The 16,843-nt window shown below is 69.6% G+C and carries 18 protein-coding genes; 9 read left to right on the top strand and 9 right to left on the bottom strand.

Annotation, left to right across the window (positions count from 1 at the left end; genetic code table 11):
• Window positions 1-8: 8 nt before the first annotated feature.
• Together D6850_RS04535 and D6850_RS04540 are read right to left on the bottom strand one after the other, a co-directional pair.
• Window positions 9-818, bottom strand: a complete 810-nt coding sequence (locus tag D6850_RS04535) for an enoyl-CoA hydratase/isomerase family protein (RefSeq protein WP_121164184.1) — start codon at window positions 816-818, stop codon at window positions 9-11.
• Window positions 815-2,344 (bottom strand): long-chain-fatty-acid--CoA ligase, encoded by a 1,530-nt coding sequence (locus tag D6850_RS04540; RefSeq protein WP_121164186.1) that lies wholly within the window; start codon window positions 2,342-2,344, stop codon window positions 815-817. Before D6850_RS04540 ends, D6850_RS04535 begins: the two co-directional genes overlap by 4 nt.
• Before the next feature lie 131 nt (window positions 2,345-2,475).
• Here D6850_RS04540 and D6850_RS04545 point away from each other — a divergent pair, with 131 nt between their 5' ends.
• On the top strand, window positions 2,476-3,216 hold the full coding sequence (locus D6850_RS04545) for an IclR family transcriptional regulator (RefSeq protein ID WP_121165106.1): 741 nt from the start codon (window positions 2,476-2,478) through the stop codon (window positions 3,214-3,216).
• Between the two features lie 11 nt (window positions 3,217-3,227).
• Here the strand turns inward: D6850_RS04545 and D6850_RS04550 are convergent, their stop codons facing one another.
• The 7 genes from D6850_RS04550 to D6850_RS04580 all read right to left on the bottom strand — a co-directional run bounded on the left by D6850_RS04550 (window position 3,228) and on the right by D6850_RS04580 (window position 10,185).
• Window positions 3,228-4,724, bottom strand: coding sequence for a 3-hydroxyacyl-CoA dehydrogenase (locus D6850_RS04550; RefSeq protein ID WP_121164188.1), 1,497 nt, complete (start codon window positions 4,722-4,724; stop codon window positions 3,228-3,230).
• A 21-nt stretch (window positions 4,725-4,745) separates the two neighbouring features.
• Window positions 4,746-5,525: an SDR family oxidoreductase gene (locus tag D6850_RS04555; protein WP_121164190.1), complete on the bottom strand. Its 780-nt coding sequence runs from the start codon at window positions 5,523-5,525 to the stop codon at window positions 4,746-4,748.
• A gap of 26 nt (window positions 5,526-5,551) precedes the next feature.
• The gene (locus D6850_RS04560) at window positions 5,552-6,856 is read right to left on the bottom strand and encodes a TRAP transporter large permease (RefSeq protein WP_121164192.1); all 1,305 of its coding nucleotides are present in this window, start codon (window positions 6,854-6,856) and stop codon (window positions 5,552-5,554) included.
• Complete coding sequence (locus tag D6850_RS04565; RefSeq protein WP_121164194.1) at window positions 6,841-7,365, bottom strand: TRAP transporter small permease; 525 nt, start codon at window positions 7,363-7,365, stop codon at window positions 6,841-6,843. Before D6850_RS04565 ends, D6850_RS04560 begins: the two co-directional genes overlap by 16 nt.
• A gap of 27 nt (window positions 7,366-7,392) precedes the next feature.
• Window positions 7,393-8,373, bottom strand: a complete 981-nt coding sequence (gene dctP / locus D6850_RS04570; RefSeq protein ID WP_121164196.1) for a TRAP transporter substrate-binding protein DctP — start codon at window positions 8,371-8,373, stop codon at window positions 7,393-7,395.
• Window positions 8,374-8,545: 172 nt separating this feature from the next.
• Window positions 8,546-9,304, bottom strand: a complete 759-nt coding sequence (locus tag D6850_RS04575) for a SpoIIAA family protein (protein WP_121164198.1) — start codon at window positions 9,302-9,304, stop codon at window positions 8,546-8,548.
• A gap of 95 nt (window positions 9,305-9,399) precedes the next feature.
• Window positions 9,400-10,185 carry an enoyl-CoA hydratase-related protein gene (locus D6850_RS04580; protein WP_121164200.1) on the bottom strand — a complete coding sequence of 262 codons (786 nt, stop codon included), beginning with the start codon at window positions 10,183-10,185 and terminating at the stop codon, window positions 9,400-9,402.
• Window positions 10,186-10,440: 255 nt separating this feature from the next.
• Between D6850_RS04580 and D6850_RS04585 the strand changes: the two genes are divergently transcribed.
• The 8 genes from D6850_RS04585 (at window position 10,441) to D6850_RS04620 (ending at window position 16,821) form a co-directional block, all read left to right on the top strand.
• A complete protein-coding gene (locus D6850_RS04585) occupies window positions 10,441-11,082 on the top strand; it encodes a hypothetical protein (protein WP_147438853.1) in 642 nt (213 codons plus the stop codon).
• Window positions 11,083-11,173: 91 nt separating this feature from the next.
• Complete coding sequence (locus tag D6850_RS04590; protein ID WP_121164204.1) at window positions 11,174-13,129, top strand: oxidoreductase; 1,956 nt, start codon at window positions 11,174-11,176, stop codon at window positions 13,127-13,129.
• 158 nt (window positions 13,130-13,287) lie between these two features.
• Window positions 13,288-13,737: a hypothetical protein gene (locus tag D6850_RS04595; protein WP_121164206.1), complete on the top strand. Its 450-nt coding sequence runs from the start codon at window positions 13,288-13,290 to the stop codon at window positions 13,735-13,737.
• Complete coding sequence (locus D6850_RS04600) at window positions 13,734-14,393, top strand: MotA/TolQ/ExbB proton channel family protein (protein WP_121164208.1); 660 nt, start codon at window positions 13,734-13,736, stop codon at window positions 14,391-14,393. Before D6850_RS04595 ends, D6850_RS04600 begins: the two co-directional genes overlap by 4 nt.
• On the top strand, window positions 14,386-14,772 hold the full coding sequence (locus D6850_RS04605) for a biopolymer transporter ExbD (protein WP_281272556.1): 387 nt from the start codon (window positions 14,386-14,388) through the stop codon (window positions 14,770-14,772). Before D6850_RS04600 ends, D6850_RS04605 begins: the two co-directional genes overlap by 8 nt.
• Entirely contained in the window at window positions 14,769-15,155 is a 387-nt protein-coding gene (locus D6850_RS04610; protein WP_121164212.1) for an ExbD/TolR family protein, read from the top strand. Before D6850_RS04605 ends, D6850_RS04610 begins: the two co-directional genes overlap by 4 nt.
• Window positions 15,152-16,132: an energy transducer TonB family protein gene (locus tag D6850_RS04615; RefSeq protein ID WP_121164214.1), complete on the top strand. Its 981-nt coding sequence runs from the start codon at window positions 15,152-15,154 to the stop codon at window positions 16,130-16,132. Before D6850_RS04610 ends, D6850_RS04615 begins: the two co-directional genes overlap by 4 nt.
• Before the next feature lie 149 nt (window positions 16,133-16,281).
• Window positions 16,282-16,821, top strand: coding sequence for a toxin-activating lysine-acyltransferase (locus D6850_RS04620; protein ID WP_121164216.1), 540 nt, complete (start codon window positions 16,282-16,284; stop codon window positions 16,819-16,821).
• Window positions 16,822-16,843 lie beyond the last annotated feature (22 nt).

Consider the following 16,843-nt stretch of genomic DNA (forward strand, 5'->3'; position numbering starts at 1 on the left):
GGCGATCCTCAGATTGGCGAGTCGGGGTCGAAATCGGGGCGTCGCTTCTCGTGGAGCGAGGCCAGCCCCTCCTGCACGTCGGGGCCGGTGAAGCCCATGAACTCGAGCGCGAGCGACGTGTCGAAGGTCGGCCCAGCCTGGCGCAGCCAGTTGTTGAGCGCGTACTTGGTGAAGCGCAGCGCGGAGGGCGAGCCCTTGGACAGCTTGACCGCCACCTCGAGCGCCTTGTCGTGCAGGTCCTCGGGTTCGGCGCAGAGCGAGACGAGCCCGATGCGCTCGGCTTCCTCGCCGCTTACCGGTTCGCAGAGCAGTAGGTAATACTTGGCCTTGGCCAGACCGCAGAGCAGCGGCCAGACGATCGCGGCGTGATCGCCCGCAGCGACGCCAAGGCGCGTGTGTCCGTCGATGATCCGCGCCGTGCGGCTGGCGATGGAGACATCCGCCAGGAGCCCGGCGACCAGCCCGGCGCCCACCGCCGGCCCTTCCATCGCCGAGACGATGGGCTTGGAGCAGTTCACGACGTTGTAGACGAGGTCGCGCGCCTCCTTCCACACCCGCGTCAGCGTGGTGAAATCCTGCGTCATGTCCCTGACGAGGTCGAGGTCGCCCCCGCCCGAGAACGCGTCCCCCGCGCCGCGGATCATGGCGACGCTCACATCCGGGTCGGCGTCGATGTCGCGCCAGACGCGGACCAGTTCGCCATGCATCACGGCGTCGGCGGCGTTCATGCGCCCGGGGTTCTCCATCGTCACCCGCAGCACGCGCTCGGCCGGCCAGTCGAATTTCAGCTTCTCGTAGCTCGCGTAGCGTTCGCTCATATCTTCTTCTCCCTGCCTTCCCAGAAGGGTTCCTTCAGGACGTTCTTCTGAATCTTGCCGATGGGCGTCTTGGGGAACCCGTCGACGAATTCAACGTGCCGCGGTCGCTTGAACCGGGCGAGCCGCTCGGCGCAGTGATCGACGAGGGTTTCCTCGCTCAGCGTGGCGCCGGCCTTGAGCAGCACGAAGGCTGCGGGCACCTCGCCCCACTTGTCGTCGGGGATGCCGAAGACCGCGCATTCGGCCACCTCGTCGCGGGCGTAGATCACGTCCTCGATCTCCTTCGGATAGACGTTTTCGCCGCCCGAGATGATCATGTCCTTGGAGCGATCCACCAGCGTGATGAACCCGTCCGCGTCGATGGTGCCCACGTCGCCGGTCATCGCCCAGCCGTTTCGCCAGAATTTCGCGGTCTGTTCGGGCTCGTTGTAATATTCCAGCATGACGTTGTCGCCGCGCGACACGATCTCGCCGATCTCGCCGGGGCCGACCGGCTGGCCGTCGGCGTCAAGCACGGCCACGTCCACGTTGTAGCACTGCCGCCCGATCGAGCCGAGCTTCTCGGGCAGATACCAGGCGCGCAGCGAGGTCAGCACGCCCATCTCGGACTGGCCGTAGATCTGGGTGATGGAAACCTCGGGCAGTTTCTCCAGCATCTCCTTTTGCACCCAGTCGGGCATCGGCGCCCCGGCGAAGGACGCCTTGCGCCAGGTGGCGTAATCGGCGGGGTCGAACTCGGGATCGCTCACCACCATCGCAAGCTGGGTGGGCACGGCGAAGACGGCCGTCATGCCGGTTCCCCGCACCATCGCGGCGAAATCGCGCGGATCCCACTTGGTCAGAAGGGTGGTGGTCGCCCCGGCCAGCACCGCGGGCTGAAACATGATGTTGAGCGCGGCCACGTGGAAAAGCGGCGTCACGATGCCCACCACGTCACGTTCGTCGATCGCCTCCTCGACCATGACGGTATGGGCGGTGATCGCGCGGTTGCGGTGGCTGCACAGCACCCCCTTGGGCCGCCCCGTCGTGCCGCCCGTGTAGGTCATGCAGAACGGGTCGTCCTCGTTGATGTCGACCTGCGGGTAATGGTCGGACCCCGCGGCGACGAAATCATCGAAGCCCTCATCGCCGCCCGCGCCGCCGATGCGCACGAGCCTGCCGAGCCTGGGCAGCCGCTCACGGATCGCGGCCACCTTGTCGGCGAACGCGTCCTCGTAGATCAGCATCTCCACGTCGGCCTTCTCCAGCACGAAGGCCAGCTCATCGGGCGCGTAGAGCACCGAGACGTTGACCATCACGCAGCCCGACCGCGCGATGCCGAAGAAGGCGATGCCGTATTCGGTGCGGTTCCGGCAGAGCATGCCGATCTTGGCGCCCTTGCCGAAGCCGGCGTCGATCAGCCGGTTGGCGAGCCGGTTGGCCGCCTCGTCGAGCGCCCGGTAGCTGAGCGCGCGGCCCTGCCACAGAATGGCGGGCTTGTCCGGAAACCGCTCGGCCGAGCGGCGCAGCATATCGCCTGTCAACATTGGCTTGCCTCCCGCAACCGCGCGCAAATTCCGCGCGCCCTCTCGACATGTGACGATCCGGGCGCTATGCGCAATGGTGAATTGCGGAAAGACGTTCCGCTATGCGGAATTATGGCGAAAAGGGCGGCAAGATGGCTGAAGGCGACAGGCAGTTCGTGGACGCGTTGGCCCGTGGTCTCGCCATTCTTGAATGCCTGTCGCGCGCGCATCACCCCATCGGCAACCGCGCCATATCCGAGGCGGTGGGCCTCGCCCCCTCGACGGTGAGCCGGCTGACCCACACGCTCTGCGTGCTGGGCTATATCCGCCCGGCGGGTTCGGGGCGCGCCTATGAACTGACGCCGAAGAACCTGACGCTGGGGTATCCCGTGCTCGCGGGGCTGAGCCTGCGCGACCGCGCGCGCCCCCACCTCGATTCCATCGCGCGGGAAACCGGCGAGACCGTCGCGCTGGCGATCCGCGACGGGCATTACATCACCTTCGTCGCCGTGGAGCAGGGCACCAACCTCGTCTCGGTGCGGCTCGCCACCGGCGGGCGGCTCAGGATGCAGGTCTCGGCCGCCGGCATCGCGCTTCTCTCGGCCATGCCGGAAAAGGAGCGCCGCATGATCGCCGGGCGGCTGCGCGCCGACCTCACCCGCCGGGGCGAGCCGACGGAACCCTTCAACGCAGCCCTCGACGCCTGCATGGCCGAGGGCGTCGCCGTGGTGCGCAATTCCTGGCGCGAGGGCGTGGGCGGCATCGCCGCGCCGATCACCTTCCAGGGGGAGATCGCCGCGCTCACAATTCCCGTCGCCACCGGCAGCGTGAGCGAGGCCGAGATGCGCGGCCACCTCGCCGACCTGCTGCGGCGCGAGGCGCGCGCCTTCTGACGCCGCGGCGTTCACGCCGTCAGCGCCGACAGGCCCAGCTGCGCGCGGCGGCGCAGCCACTGGCTCGGCCGGTAGCGATCGTCGCCGGTGAGCCACTGGAGCGCGCGCAGGATGTCGAGCACCGCCTCGGCCCCGATGGCGTCGGTCATCGCGAGCGGCCCCTGCGGATAGTTGAGGCCAAGCCGCATCGCCGTGTCGATCCCCTCGGGCGCGGCAAGGCCCATCTGCGCCATCTCGCATCCCAGGTTGCAGACCATCGCCGCGATCCGCTGCGCGACGAAACCCGGCGAATCGTCGATCAGCGTCACCGCGCGCTGCGGCGCGATCCGCGCGATCAGCGCGTCGCGCAGGGCCGAATCCGCGCCCGGCGGGGTCATCAGCGTCACCCGCGCGGAGGTGTCCCCCAGCGGGTCCAGCGCCACGAGCCGCGCCGCATCCAGCCCGGTGCGCGCGGCATGGGCCGAACAATCCTCGCCGATGAGGGTGACGAGAATCGGCGCGGCGCCGTCATCCGCGTCCAGCGCCTGGGCGCCGCATTCCTCGATCAGCGCGCGCGCGTCGGCGTGCCCCTCGGGGACGAAGACCGCCGCGCAGGGCGCCGCATCGCTGGCGGCGTCGGGCGAGGGACGCGCGGCGCCCTCGGCATGGTCATAGAACCCGCGCCCGGCCTTGCGCCCCAGTTGCCCGGTGTCGAGCATATATTTATGCCGCGCGGTCGAGCGCAGCCGCGGGTCCGAGAACATCGCGCCATGCACGAAGGCGCTCACCGGGTAGTTCACGTCGATGCCGGTAAGGTCCATCAGCTCGAACGGGCCCATGCGAAAGCCGAGGCAGTCGCGCATCACCGCGTCCACCTGCGCGGGCGTCGCCACCCGTTCCTGGAGGATCGCCAGCGCCTCGGTCTGGTAGGCGCGCCCGCCGAAATTGACGAGGAATCCGGGCGTGTCCGTCACCTCGACCGGCGTGCGGCCCATCCGTTCGGCCAGCGCGGTCACCTGCGCGATCACCGCATCGGTCGTGTCCGGGCCCGGGATCACCTCGACCAGCTTCATCAGCGGCACGGGGTTGAAGAAATGCATTCCCGCGACGCGCGCCTTGTGGTTGAGCCGCGCGGCGATCGCGCCGATCGGCAGCGACGAGGTATTGGAGGCGAGGATCGCGTCCGGCGCCACGATTTCCTCAAGCGCGGCGAACACGGTCACCTTGGCGTCGATATCCTCGATGATCGCCTCGATCACCACGTCGCAGGGGGCGAGATCCTCGATGTTTTGCGCCGCCTCGATGCGCGCTTGCGCCGCGTCGGCGTCCGCCTCGGCGAGCCGCCCTTTCTCCACCAGCCGCGCCAGCCGCTTGCCCACGGCCGATTTCGCCGCCTGCGCCGCCCCCGGGGCCGCGTCATGGACGCGCACCGCGATCCCGTTCTGCGCCGCGACCTGCACGATCCCCGCGCCCATCGCGCCGGCGCCCACGACGCCGAGCGTGAATTCCCTGTCCTCGATATCCCTCATCCGGGTCTCCCTTCGGATCTGTTACAGCAGCGGGCGCGACAGCCCGCCATCCACGGTCAGGTTCTGACCGGTGATATAGGCGGCGTGGACCGATGCGAGGAACGCGCAGGCGGGGCCGAAATCCTCCGCCCGGCCCAGCCGCTGCATCGGCACGCTTTGCGCCATCGCCTGTTTCGCGTCCTTCGGCGTGGTCCCGCGGGCCTTCGCCTGCGCGTTGTAGACCCGCTCGAGCGCGCCGGTATCCATCAGCCCCGGGGCGAGGTTGTTGACGGTGACGCCATCAGCGGCGACCTCGTGGCTCAGGCTGCGCATCGCGCCGGTCAGCCCCGCGCGCACGCCGGTCGCCAGCCCCATGTTGGGATAGGGTTCGCGCACGGTGAAGGAGGTGATGTTGATGATGCGCCCGTGGCCGGTTTCGCGCATGTCCGGCAGCAGCGCGCGGGCAAAGGCGAGCGCGGGCAGCATGTTGGTTTCCAGCGCCTTAAGCCACGCGGCGTCGTCGTGATCTTCGACCGGGCCGGGCGGCGGGCCGCCGGCGTTGGTGACGAGGATCGAGAGCGGGCCGAGCGCGGCGCGCGCCTCTCGCACGATGTCGCGCCGGGCCTCGGCGTCCGATATGTCGCCGGGCGCGGCGACCGCGCCCGCGCCAAGCGCCCGCGCCGCCGCCTCGCATTGCGCGCGGTCGCGCCCGTTCACCGCCACGCGGACGCCGGCTGCGGCCAGCGCCTGCGCGCAGCCGAGCCCGAGCCCCTTCGAGCCACCGAGAACGAGCGCCGCGCGGCCCGAAATTCCCAAGTCCATGTGCATCTCTCCCGATATCTGCGCCGTCACAGCAGCGACGGCAGGAACAGTATGATCTGCGGCGCCATCGCCAGCACCGCGATCACGGCGATGAAGATCGCGATGAAGGGCAGCACCGAGCGATAGACCGTCTGGATCTCCACCCCCCGCGCCGCGCCCTGCAACGCGAACAGCGTATAGCCGAAGGGCGGCGTGATGCCCCCGATCGACATGTTGACCAGGAAGATGGTCCAGAACCACAGCGGATCGAATCCCAGCGCGCCGATGATCGGCTGGTAGATCGGCACCAGCATGATCATCAGCGCGATCTGGTCGATGAACATGCACAAGACGAAGGGCAGCACCTGGAGCAGCACGAACATCAGCACCAGCGGCAGCGCCAGCTCGGAGACCAGCCGCACCAGCTCGAATGTCGACCCGGTCAGGTTCAGCAACTGGCTGAAGGACACGGAAGACACCATGATGATCATGATCATCGCGGTGATCGACGCGGTGGCGCGCAGCGCCTCGATCAGCGAGGGCAGGCGCAGGTTGCCGAAGATCGCGCAGATGACGGCGGCCGCGACGCAGCCGCTCGCCGCCGCTTCGGTCGGCGTGGCGACGCCGCCGAGGATCAGCCCGAGAATGGTCGCGATGATGAGAAGGAACGGCGCGGCGCGCAGCGCCGTGCGCAGGCGCTCGCCCCAGGGCCGCGCCGCGCTGTCGGCAAGCGGCGCCACGGACGGGTCGAAGAACCCGCGCACCATCGTGTAGAGCAGGAAGGCCGACGCCAGCAGGATGCCCGGCAGGATGCCCGCGACCAGCAGCGCGGAGATCGATACCTTGCTGAGTATCCCGAGCACCACCGCCATCACCGAGGGCGGGATGATCGGCGCGAGGCTGGCCCCGGCGAGGATCGTGCCGATCGAGAGCTTGCGGTCGTAATCGCGCTTGTCCATCTCGGGCAGGAGCGAGGAACCCATCATCGCCGCCACCGCCATCGCCGACCCCGACAGCGCGCCGAACACCGTCGAGAGCGCGATGCTGACGGCGAAGAGCCGCGCGCGGAAATTGCCGACCAGCGCGTCGACCGCGTCGAATATGATCTTGACGGAACCCGAGCGGAACAGGATCTCGCCCAACAGCACGAACAGCGGTATCGCGGCGAGCGATATGCTGGTGGAGGTGGAGAACATCGAGTTCACCACCAGGAGGATGCCCCCCATGCTGCCGGTCAGCAGGTAGAGCCCGCCGAGGTTGAGCACGAGGAACGACAGGAAGATCGGCAGCCCCATCATGAAGAGCGCCAGCAGCATCACGAAGACGCTGCTCAGGACTATGTACCACTCCATGCGTCGCCTCCCGTCGCAGGATTCCGATCGCTTGAGGCGAAGCTCGCCGCCAGGTGACGCGCGAAGTAGAGCGCGGAGCTGCCCATCGCGTAGACCAGCGGCCCGAAGACCGCCCATTTCGGGATCGGGGTGACCGATACGATCATCACGCCGTTCGAGATTTGCCGCGCCGTCTCGACCCCGCCGATCCAGGCGCAAAGGGCGCAGACGACGCAGCCGATGAGATAGGTCAGCCGTTTCAGCCAGACCGACAGGCGGGGCCGGACCGAGCGCACGACGAAATCCATCGACGCATGGCCCGCCTTCCACGTGAGCCACGGCACCGCGAGGAAGGTGATGAGCGCGAAGGCCACCGCCGCCGTGTCCGGCGCCCAGTCCGTCGGGGCGGACAGGACGTAACGGCTGAAGACTTCTCCAGCCGTCACCAGGGTCAGGTAGAGCACGCCGAAGGTCGCGACCCAGAAGCCCAGCCCGGTCACCGCGTCATGCAACCACAAGAGCCGCTTCATGGGATCCACATCCTTCCCGCGCAGCGCTTAACGGGCCGTGATGCCCTTTTCGACGGCCAGGTCGTGAAACGCCTTGCCGTCCTCGCCCGCCTTGGCCTCGACCTGTTTCCAGACGCCGGCGGCAAAGATCGCGTCCACGTTCTCGGCCGTTTCCGGGCCGAATTCCGTGATGGCGAGCCCCGCCTCCTGCATGGCGGCGTCCTCTTCGGCCCAGAGCGTCTCGAAATGGGTGCGACCCTCGACCTCGAGCTCCTTGGCGGTGTCGACCACCATGGTTTGCTGCTCTTCGCTCAGCGCGTTCCAGCTGTCGAGGTTCATGAACAGCGTGAGGTTGGTGACGCCAAAGGTCGGGCGCGTCATGTGGTTGGCGACCTCGTACCACTTGTAGTCCATCGCGCCGAACACCGGCCAGGCCGCGCCATCGACCACGCCGCGCTCCAGCGCCGAGTAGATTTCCGACGCGGGCAAGGTCACGACCGACCCGCCGAGTTCGGTCACGAGGTCATGATAGGTGCCCGACGCGCGGATCTTGCGCCCCTCGAGCGCGCCATCATCGCCAATCGGGTCGCGCAGCATGATGTGATAGCCGGAAGCGGCGGAGAACACGCCGATCAGCTTCAGGTTCCGCTTGGCGTAATGGGCGTCGATCACCTCGAACACGCCGCTTTCGCGCCGCGCTTCGGGGTCGTCGCTCACCGCGTCCATGCCGAAGGCCATCGCGGTTTCGCCCATGTGATAGGCGCCGTGGGTGAACAGCATGTCGAACAGTCCCGCCGAGACCGGCTGCAACTGCTCGAACGGCGACACGGTTTCGGGGCCGCGCATCTCGACGTTGAGATCGCCGCCGGATTTCTCGGCCAGCCGCTCGGCAAAGCCCTGCGCGAAGACCGGGACGGCGTTGTAGCTTTCGTCCCAGCTCGACAGCATGGTCAGCGTCTCGGCCTTCGCCCCAACGGCGCCCGCCGCGATCATGGCGGCCGCATACACACTCTGCTTGAAGAACTTCATTTGTCATCTCCTCCGATGTGACGAACGCCGCGATGGCGGGATGCCTTCGCCGCGTCTCGCTGCTACCCGTCAGCACAATCGCGATGGCCGGAGGTGTAAAGCGAAATAGCCGCTTCGTCATTCCGCCTGGCGGAATTCTTTTTCGGAATGCGGTTGAAACGCCCGACGCCGGTCAGCCCCCGGCGGCCCAGGCGCGGGCGTCTTCTTCTTCGGAGGCGTCGAAGGCGCGGGCGTCGAAGGGCATGAAGGAGGTCGCCGCCTCGACCACCGCGCGCATCCAGCCCGGCGCGCCGACGATGGCGTAGCGGCCGACCTTGCCGATGGCGCCGAACTTGGACATCATCAGATCGCGATCGCCCAGCATGGCGAGGTCGAAGCCCTCGTAATCGCGCACGCGCACCAGCAGGTTCACCTTGCCATGCGCCTCGACCGCGTGATCGAAGGCGGCGAACACCGCGTCGGCGTCCTCCGTGCTCAGCCGGCCGTCGATCTCGAAGATCAGCAGCCCGTCGCCGCCGTCCTCGACCACGCGCACGCCCGGCTCGTCCGGCGCGGGTTTCTCCCGGAAGGCGGCGGCCCAGGTCTCGGCCTCCTGCGCGTCGGCAGGGGCGAAGGTGCGCAGTTCGATCATCGGCAGGACCGGGTCGATCCAGCGCATGAGCGCCTCGAAGGCCTGCTTGTCGGTGACGACGGCCACGCGGCGGACCAAAGACCATTGCGGCAGCATCCCGAATTCGAACCGGGCGTCGGCGATCAGTGCGTCGCCCGTCATGTCATGCCAGTCCTCGGCGCGCACCACGATCGCCATGGGATCCCCGGATTCGAGCGCGGGGGCGAGGTGACGTTTCATGGTCTCGACATCGGCGCGGTCGACCACGCCCGAGAGGGTGATCTCGTACAGCCTTGGTTTCGGCTCTTTGACGCTCAGCATCCTGTTTCTACCTTTCCCGCTCTGATGAGGGGGATGTATGCGCGTTCGGGCGCGTTGCAAACCGGGCGGCGGTGAGGCGCCGGTTCTCGCCGGCCTTAACGAAACTTAGGCGCGCGTTTCTCGAGGAAGGCCAGCACGCCCTCGGCATAGTCCGGGTCGCGTCCGGCCTCGCCCTGAAGCGCGGCCTCGGCGGCAAGGTAGGCGTCAAAATCCTCCGCCTCGGTCGCGGCGGCGACGGCGCGCTTGATCCCCCGCAGCGCGCCGCGCGGCGTGGCGAGCAGCCGCGCGGTGAGCGCCGCGATTTCCGCGTCGAGCGCCGCGTCGGGCGCCGCGCGCCAGATCAGCCCGGCCGCCGCCGCCTCGTCGGCGCCCAACGCCTCGCCCAGCATCAGGAGCGCGCGGGCCCGCGCCGGCCCCAGCGCGCGCACCAGCGCCCAGCCGCCGCCCGCATCGACCGAAAGCCCGACCTTGGAAAATGACTGTATGAACCGCGCCCCCTGCGCCGCGATCACGATGTCGCAGGCCAGCGCAAGGCTCGCCCCTGCGCCCGCGGCGAGGCCGTTCACCCGCGCCACGACAGGCTTCTGCATCGTCGCGATGAGCCGCAGGACCGGGTGGAACAGCTCGACCTGGAGCGCCTCGAGGTCGAAGGGATCGGGATGCGCGCGCGGGTCGCGCTCCGTCAGGTCCTGTCCGGCGCAAAAGGCGCGCCCGGCGCCGGTGAGGCAGACCACCCGCACGGCGTCATCCGCCGCCAACCCGTCGAGCGCGCGGGCGAGGTCCAGCATCAGGTCGCGGGTGAGCGCGTTGAGCCGCGCCGGCCGGTTGAGCGTCACCATCCCGACGCCGTCCTTCACTTCCGTCAGTATCATCGCGCCCATGCGTCCCTCCTTTTCCGGCGGTGCAGAGCGACCACGGAAACCGCGGCTTTGCAAGCCCCCGCGCGCGTGGACAGGTGGGGCTGGACGGGGTTGAGCGCGCGTTATCCGTCACACGCTATAGGTGCGACCGCTTGTCGCAGCGCGATTTGGGGACGCAAACGAAGAAAGGCGGCGGAGCGTCCAAATGCCGCCGCAATCGCGCGCTAGCCGGAGTGTTCGACCAAGAAACCTCCTAACATGAAAGCAAGCAAGATCATGAATTCAGACGACAAACTGTCCACGGGCGAAGTCTTCGGAGCGATAACGCTAGGGGCGCTGATCGCGGCGCCTTATGTCCTTTTGTTCACGCTCATCGGGCTGTTCTTTCGCGCGCCGCTGGCCGCGCTGATCGGGACCGCGTTCATCGCGCTGCTGGGCCTGGTCGGTTGGCAGATGACGCTGGTAGCGGCCCAGGACGCGCATCCCCTGGCGGCGGTCGCGATCGCGTGCGGCGCGATGCTGGCCGGGCTTTTCGCCTGCCTGCCGCTCTCGCGGCTCGTTCCGGCGTTCTTCAACTGGGAATGCGCCACGATCCGGCTTATGCTGACGCGGGGCGGCGCGGTCGGCCGCGTCGGTTACATGATCGCGCAACTGCTGCCGGGGATCGTGCTGGTGGTCCTCGGGGTCGCGATGCTGTCCGATCTCGACGAGGTCGGCAAGACGCTCTTCACCGAGTCCGGAAGCGCCAATCTCAACTTCTACCTCTGGATCCTGATCTTCGGCTGGCTGACGCTGTCGCAGATCGCCGTGCTGCGCTTTCACCGTGCGCTGCATCCGGTGGGATCGGCCGTAACCTTCGCGGGGCATCCTCTCGCCACGGTCCAGCCCGCGCAGATGGACGAGCGCGACGCGGCCTGACCGGGCAACGGGCCGGACGGCGCCGCGATCGCCGCCCGGCCTTCGCCAAAAAGAACCTCGCAAGGCGGCGCGATTCGGGTAGGGTCGCGCCATGCGCTACGCACATCTCTTTTCCCCGCTCACCATCCGGTCGGTCACCTTCCCGAACCGGGTGCTGTCGACCGGGCACCAGACCTATCTTGCCCGTGACGGGGCCGTCGGGGACGACCTCATCGCCTATCACGCCGCGCGGGCGAAGGGCGGCGCGGGGGCGATCATCGTGGAGGCGGCGCGCTTTCACGGCTCCGCGCTGACCGACGCGCCCGAACTGCGCGCCACGACGGATGACTGCATCGACGGCTACCGGCGGCTGGCCGACGCGGTGCATGCGGCGGGCGCGCGGATCATGGGGCAGCTCTCGCACGCGGGGCGCTGCTCTGCCGGGCGGCGCCGGGGCGTGCGCGGCGTCGTTTACGCCCCTTCCGCCGTGCCCGAGAACCGCTTTCACACTATGCCGCGCGAGATGCCGACCGACATGGTCGCCGAGATCGTCGCCGCCTGCGGGGCCGCGGCCGGGCGGCTCGCCGCGGCGGGGCTCGACGGGGTGGAGCTCATGGCGAGCCACGGCCTGCTCTTCGCGCAGTTCCTCAATCCGGAGGTCAACCGGCGCACGGACCGCTACGGCGGCACGCCCGAAAACCGGCTGCGCGCGCTGGCCGAGGCGCTGGCGGCGGCGCGCGCCGCGATGGGTGAGGAGCGCCTTGTCGGGCTGCGCATCTCCGCCGAGGAGCTTGAGCCCGGCGGGCTGGAACGCGAACAGGTGGCGCGGATCGTGCGGGCATTGGCCGAACGCGGCCTCATCGACTACGTCAACACCACCACCGGGTCGATGGCGGGGCTGGGCGGGTCGGTTCACGTGGTGCCGCCGATGGAGATCGCGCCGGGCTATCTCGCGCCGCAGGCGGGCGCGCTGAAGGAAGCCTCGGGCCTGCCGGTCTTCGTCGCCGGACGGATCAACCAGCCGCAGGAGGCCGAGAGGATCCTCGCGGCGGGGCAGGCGGACATGTGCGGCATGACCCGCGCGATGATCGCCGACCCGAGCATGGCCGGCAAGGCGCGCGCGGGCCGCGCCGAGGAGATCACCGCCTGCATCGGCTGCAACCAGGCCTGCATCGGCCATTTCCACCAGGGCGCGCCGATTTCCTGCATCCAGACCCCGACGACGGGGCGCGAGTTGCGGTTCGGTCCTGTCGCGCCGGCGGCGACGTCGCGCCGCGTCCTCGTCGCGGGTGGCGGGCCGGCGGGGATGAAGGCGGCGGTGACGGCGGCGGAACGCGGCCATGACGTGACGCTGTTCGAGGAAGGCGCGCGGCTGGGCGGGCAGGCGCTGCTGGCGCAACTGCTTCCCGAACGGGCCGAATTCGGCGGGCTTGTGACCAACCTTACCGGGCAGCTTGGGCGGCTCGGCGTTGCGGTCCGGCTGAACACCGCGCTCGACCGGGCGATGGTCGAGGAGGAACGCCCCGATCTCGTGATCCTCGCCACCGGGGCGCGGGCGCACCGGATGCCGGTCGAGGGGGCGCAGGACGGGCATGTGCTGGATGCGTGGCAGTTGCTGCGGGACGAGGCCGAGCCGGGCGCGCGCGTCCTCGTCGCCGACTGGCGCTGTGACTGGGTCGGTCCCGGCGTGGCCGAGAAGCTGGCGCTGGCCGGGCGGCGCGTGCGACTCGCGGTGAACGGGCTGCACATGGGCCAAGAGCTTCAGCCCTACCTGCGCGACCACTGGGCGGGCAAGCTGCACCGCCTGGGCGTGGAGGTGATCCCCTACGCGCAGATCTTCGGCGTTGACGCCGACACCGTCTGGCTGCGCCACGCCGTCACCGGCGCGCCCATCGTCTGCGAGGGTGTGGACACGGTCGTGCTGGCGCATGGCGGCGTCGCGCGCACCAAACTGGAGGAGGCGCTGCGCGGCAGCGGGATCGCGACCGCCCTGGCTGGCGACTGCCTCGGTCCGCGCTCGGCCGAGGAGGCGATCTACGAGGGGTTCATCGCCGGCCTGAACGCCTGAGCCCGGACCGGGGCGGGCCTTGGGCGTCATTTTTCCGAGTAATATTGTCGGGTATTGAATTGATTGCCGGAATGTGATGAATCGCGGATGTTGCGCGGGTCCGGGAGGCGCTAGGATGCCGGGGTCGCAATGTCGGAACAACTCATGCGGAGCACGCCATGCCACAGCCCAGGACAGCCCTTTGCCGGATGCGCGCGGCGCTTCTGCCGCTCATTATCGCGCTGGCCGCGCCCGCCGCGGCGCAGGAGCAGGAGATCGGCAAGGCGGTCTCGCTCGAGCTCAACACGACGCAGATGACCGACGCGGGCTGCACGCTGACCTTTCTCGTCATCAACGGGCATTCCGCGCCCATCGATTCGCTGGTCTATGAGACCGTGCTGTTTGACCGGAACGGGCAGGTGGACCGGCTGACGCTGTTCGATTTCGGCGCGCTGCCGCCCGCGCGACCCCGCGTGCGCCAGTTCTCGGTCCCCGGCGTCACCTGCGAGGGGCTGGGCCGCATCCTCATCAACGGGGCGAGCACCTGCGAGAGTGCGGATCTCGCCCCGGACGCGTGTGAGGCCGGGCTCACCCTGTCCTCGCGCACCGGGATCGAGGTGCAGGGATGAGCGCGCTGTTGGACCCGCTGCGCCAGGTCGCCGAGCTTGGCGGGCCGGTCGTGCTGCTGCTGATCGCCGTGTCGGTGGTGACGATGGCGACCGTGCTCTACAAGCTGGGGCAGTTCATGCGCGCGGGCGTCGGGCGGCACACCGCGCTGCGCGACGCGGTCGCAGCCTGGGACGCAGGCGATCGCGCGGCGGCGCGCGCATCGCTCAGCCGCTCGCGCAGCTACCTCGCGCCGGTGGTCGAGATGGCGTTTGCCTCCGGGGCCGAAGATGCGCCGCGCCTGACCGCCGAGGCCGAGACGCGCTTTGCGCGGCTCGAATCCGGGTTCCGCTTCCTCGATTCGGTGGCCCAGCTTGCGCCCTTGCTGGGCCTCTTCGGCACGGTGCTGGGCATGATCGAGGCGTTCCGCTCGCTTCAGGACGCGGGCGCGCAGGTCGATCCGTCGCTGCTGGCCGGGGGCATCTGGGTCGCGCTCTTGACCACCGCCGTGGGGCTGGCCGTGGCGATGCCCACCGCGCTGGTGCTGAGCTGGTTCGAGGGCCGCATGGACGCCGAGCGCGTCACCGCCGAGCGCGCCATCGCCACGGTGCTGCGCCCGCGCGGCAAGGCCGGCCCGGTCGAGAGCATGGCGGGCGGAGCCGCGCAGCAGGGTGCCTAGGGCGCGCAGGACGCGGCGCAGGCTGTCGATGACGTCGCTGATCGACGTGATCTTCCTGCTGCTGCTGTTCTTCATGCTGAGTTCGACCTTCTCCAAGTTCGCCGAGGTGGAGCTGAGCGCGGCCACCGGCGGCGCGGCGATCACCTCCGAGGTCAGGCCGCTGTTCCTGCAACTGGGCGCGGCGGATCTGCGCCTCAACGGCGAGCCGCTGCCGCTTGACGCGCTGGCGCAGCGCTTGCGCGAAGGCGGCGCGGCAGGCGAGGTGCGCCCGCTGCTGATCTCGCTGCGCGACGGCGTGACGTCGCAGCGGCTGACCGATCTGCTGGTGGCGCTGCGCGGCGTGCCCGGCGTCGCGCCGACGGTTCTGGGGGACGCATGAGACGCGCGCGCGCCTCCACGCGGCGCGAGCCGACCATCGCGCTCATCAACGTGGTGTTCCTGATGCTGGTCTTCTTCATGGTCGCGGGCACGCTGGCGCAGCCGCTCGAGCAGGGGATGAACCTCGTGCGGACGGTCGAGCTCGAGGGGCGTTCGCCCCCCGATGCGCTGGTGATCCGCGCCGACGGGACGCTCACCTACCGCGGCAGCGAGATCACCTCGCCCGCCGCCTACCTGCCGCGCCGCGAGGACACCGCATCGCCCGATGTGCGGCTGGTCCCCGACCGCGACCTGCCGGCGCGTGACCTCGTGCGCATCGCGCGCGAACTGCGCGCCGCGGGGGCGGGGCGGGTCATGGTCGTGACCGAAAGGGGGCTTCAGTGACGGCGGCGCGCCGTCTGGCCAAGCTCGGCGCGCTGACGGTCGCGGTCGTGATCCACGGCGCGCTGGCCTGGGCGGTGATCCCGCGGATCGAGGTCGAGGTCGAGGGCGGGGCGGGCGCGCAGGAGGTGCGGCTCGGCACATCCTTCGCGGACATGGCGGCGGGCGCGCTCGAGCCGGTGCAGCCCGCGGAGGTCACCGAACCGACCCCGCCGCCGGAGGTGGCCCGCGCACAGGACGCGCCGCGTTCGCGCACGCCTGCGCCGGCGCCCGAGACCATCCACGCCAGGCCGGTCGCGCCCGAACGGGCCGCCCCGGTCACGGCTGAGCGGGCCGCCCCCGTGGCGCCCGACGCCGCGGACGCGGTTCCCTCGGTCGCGGCCCTGGCGCCGACCCCGCCCGAAACGATCGCGCCACAACCGACGAAGCCGAACCCGCCCAAGCCCGCGGCGAAGCCGACCCCGCCCGAAACGCTGAGCGCCGAGCCGGACGCGCCGCCCGCGCCCGCCCGGTCGCTGCGCCCCGAGAGGCGCAGCCCGGCGTTCGAGAAAAAACACGCGAAGGCGCCGCCGCCAAAGAAGACGCCGAAGAAAAAAACCGCCCCGAAATCCGCGCGCGGCAATGCGGAGAGGGACGCGACGGCGGGCAGCGCCCAGGGGAGCGATCGCGCGAAGGCGAAGTCCTCGGGCAATGCCGGGCGCGCCAAGGCGTCGGGCAACGCGGCGGCGAGCAACTATCCCGGGCTCGTGATGCGCCGCATCGCGCGGGTTCCGCGTCCGCGCGCCGACGGGCGCGGCGCCGCGGTCGTCGCCTTTCGGATCAACGCGGGCGGCGGGCTTGCGGGAGTGTCCATCGCGCGCAGTTCGGGCTCGGCGCAGCTTGACCGGGCGGCGCTGCGCATGATCCGCCGCGCCGCCCCGTTCCCGCCGCCGCCCGCGGGGGCGCAGCGCAGCTTCACGATCAATATCGAGGGGCGCTGACCGGCGAACCGCGCGCCCCGGCGGCGGCGCCCGCGCCGCGCGCAAGTGGTTGACGTCGGCGAAGAAAAACGTTGCCCGCAAGCTACCGTTTTGCTAGTTTGGCGAATGGCGTTCGGGTATTACCCGCGCCGGCGCCCCTGGGGAGGGTCATGGAAAATAAGCAGAGCGCGCAGTCCGACCTAGCCGGAATGACGGATGCGCGCGTGGCGCGGCACCGTGAAGGGATACGCGCCGGGCTTGCCGAGATTCTTCCCCTCCTGATGCTCGTGAAACGCTACCGTCACCTGTCGCTGGCCGACATGGAGTGGCTTGTCGTCTCGCCCATGTTGCAGAACCGGATCGCGCTTGCCCGCCTGACGTCCGAGGAGGAAGGCGCGCGCCCGGCGCTGCGCGGTTTCGCCTTCTGGGCCTCGCTGGACGCGGAGGCGGAGGCCAAGGTCAAGGAACAGATCGCCGCGCAGGTCTTTCCGATCCGCCTGCGCGCGGACGAGTGGCGCTCGGGCGAGCGGGTGTGGCTGCTCGACGTGGTGGCCGAAACCCGCGAGATCGCCACGCAGTTATTCATAAAGTTCGGCCGCAGCCCCGAGGTCAACGGCCCGTTTTCATCCCATCCCATCATTTCCAAGCTCGTGGACAATGACGTCCTGGGCGACGTGCAGATTTCCGAGCCGACCAAGGGGGCAGGATAGCCCCGCGGCCCTTCATTTTCAG

The sequence above is a fragment of the Roseovarius spongiae genome, from assembly GCF_003651245.1.
GTDB classification, from domain to species: domain Bacteria; phylum Pseudomonadota; class Alphaproteobacteria; order Rhodobacterales; family Rhodobacteraceae; genus Roseovarius; species Roseovarius spongiae.

Coding starts and splice junctions, on each gene's coding strand:
- D6850_RS04545 (WP_121165106.1), top strand. CDS start 2,476: ATGGCTGAAGGCGACAGGCAGTTCGTGGACGCGTTGGCCCGTGGTCTC.
- D6850_RS04555 (WP_121164190.1), bottom strand. CDS start 5,525: ATGGACTTGGGAATTTCGGGCCGCGCGGCGCTCGTTCTCGGTGGCTCG.
- D6850_RS04600 (WP_121164208.1), top strand. CDS start 13,734: ATGAGCGCGCTGTTGGACCCGCTGCGCCAGGTCGCCGAGCTTGGCGGG.
- D6850_RS04560 (WP_121164192.1), bottom strand. CDS start 6,856: ATGGAGTGGTACATAGTCCTGAGCAGCGTCTTCGTGATGCTGCTGGCG.
- dctP (WP_121164196.1), bottom strand. CDS start 8,373: ATGAAGTTCTTCAAGCAGAGTGTGTATGCGGCCGCCATGATCGCGGCG.
- D6850_RS04585 (WP_147438853.1), top strand. CDS start 10,441: ATGAATTCAGACGACAAACTGTCCACGGGCGAAGTCTTCGGAGCGATA.
- D6850_RS04540 (WP_121164186.1), bottom strand. CDS start 2,344: ATGTTGACAGGCGATATGCTGCGCCGCTCGGCCGAGCGGTTTCCGGAC.
- D6850_RS04595 (WP_121164206.1), top strand. CDS start 13,288: ATGCCACAGCCCAGGACAGCCCTTTGCCGGATGCGCGCGGCGCTTCTG.
- D6850_RS04535 (WP_121164184.1), bottom strand. CDS start 818: ATGAGCGAACGCTACGCGAGCTACGAGAAGCTGAAATTCGACTGGCCG.
- D6850_RS04580 (WP_121164200.1), bottom strand. CDS start 10,185: ATGGGCGCGATGATACTGACGGAAGTGAAGGACGGCGTCGGGATGGTG.
- D6850_RS04620 (WP_121164216.1), top strand. CDS start 16,282: ATGGAAAATAAGCAGAGCGCGCAGTCCGACCTAGCCGGAATGACGGAT.
- D6850_RS04590 (WP_121164204.1), top strand. CDS start 11,174: ATGCGCTACGCACATCTCTTTTCCCCGCTCACCATCCGGTCGGTCACC.
- D6850_RS04610 (WP_121164212.1), top strand. CDS start 14,769: ATGAGACGCGCGCGCGCCTCCACGCGGCGCGAGCCGACCATCGCGCTC.
- D6850_RS04575 (WP_121164198.1), bottom strand. CDS start 9,304: ATGCTGAGCGTCAAAGAGCCGAAACCAAGGCTGTACGAGATCACCCTC.
- D6850_RS04550 (WP_121164188.1), bottom strand. CDS start 4,724: ATGAGGGATATCGAGGACAGGGAATTCACGCTCGGCGTCGTGGGCGCC.
- D6850_RS04565 (WP_121164194.1), bottom strand. CDS start 7,365: ATGAAGCGGCTCTTGTGGTTGCATGACGCGGTGACCGGGCTGGGCTTC.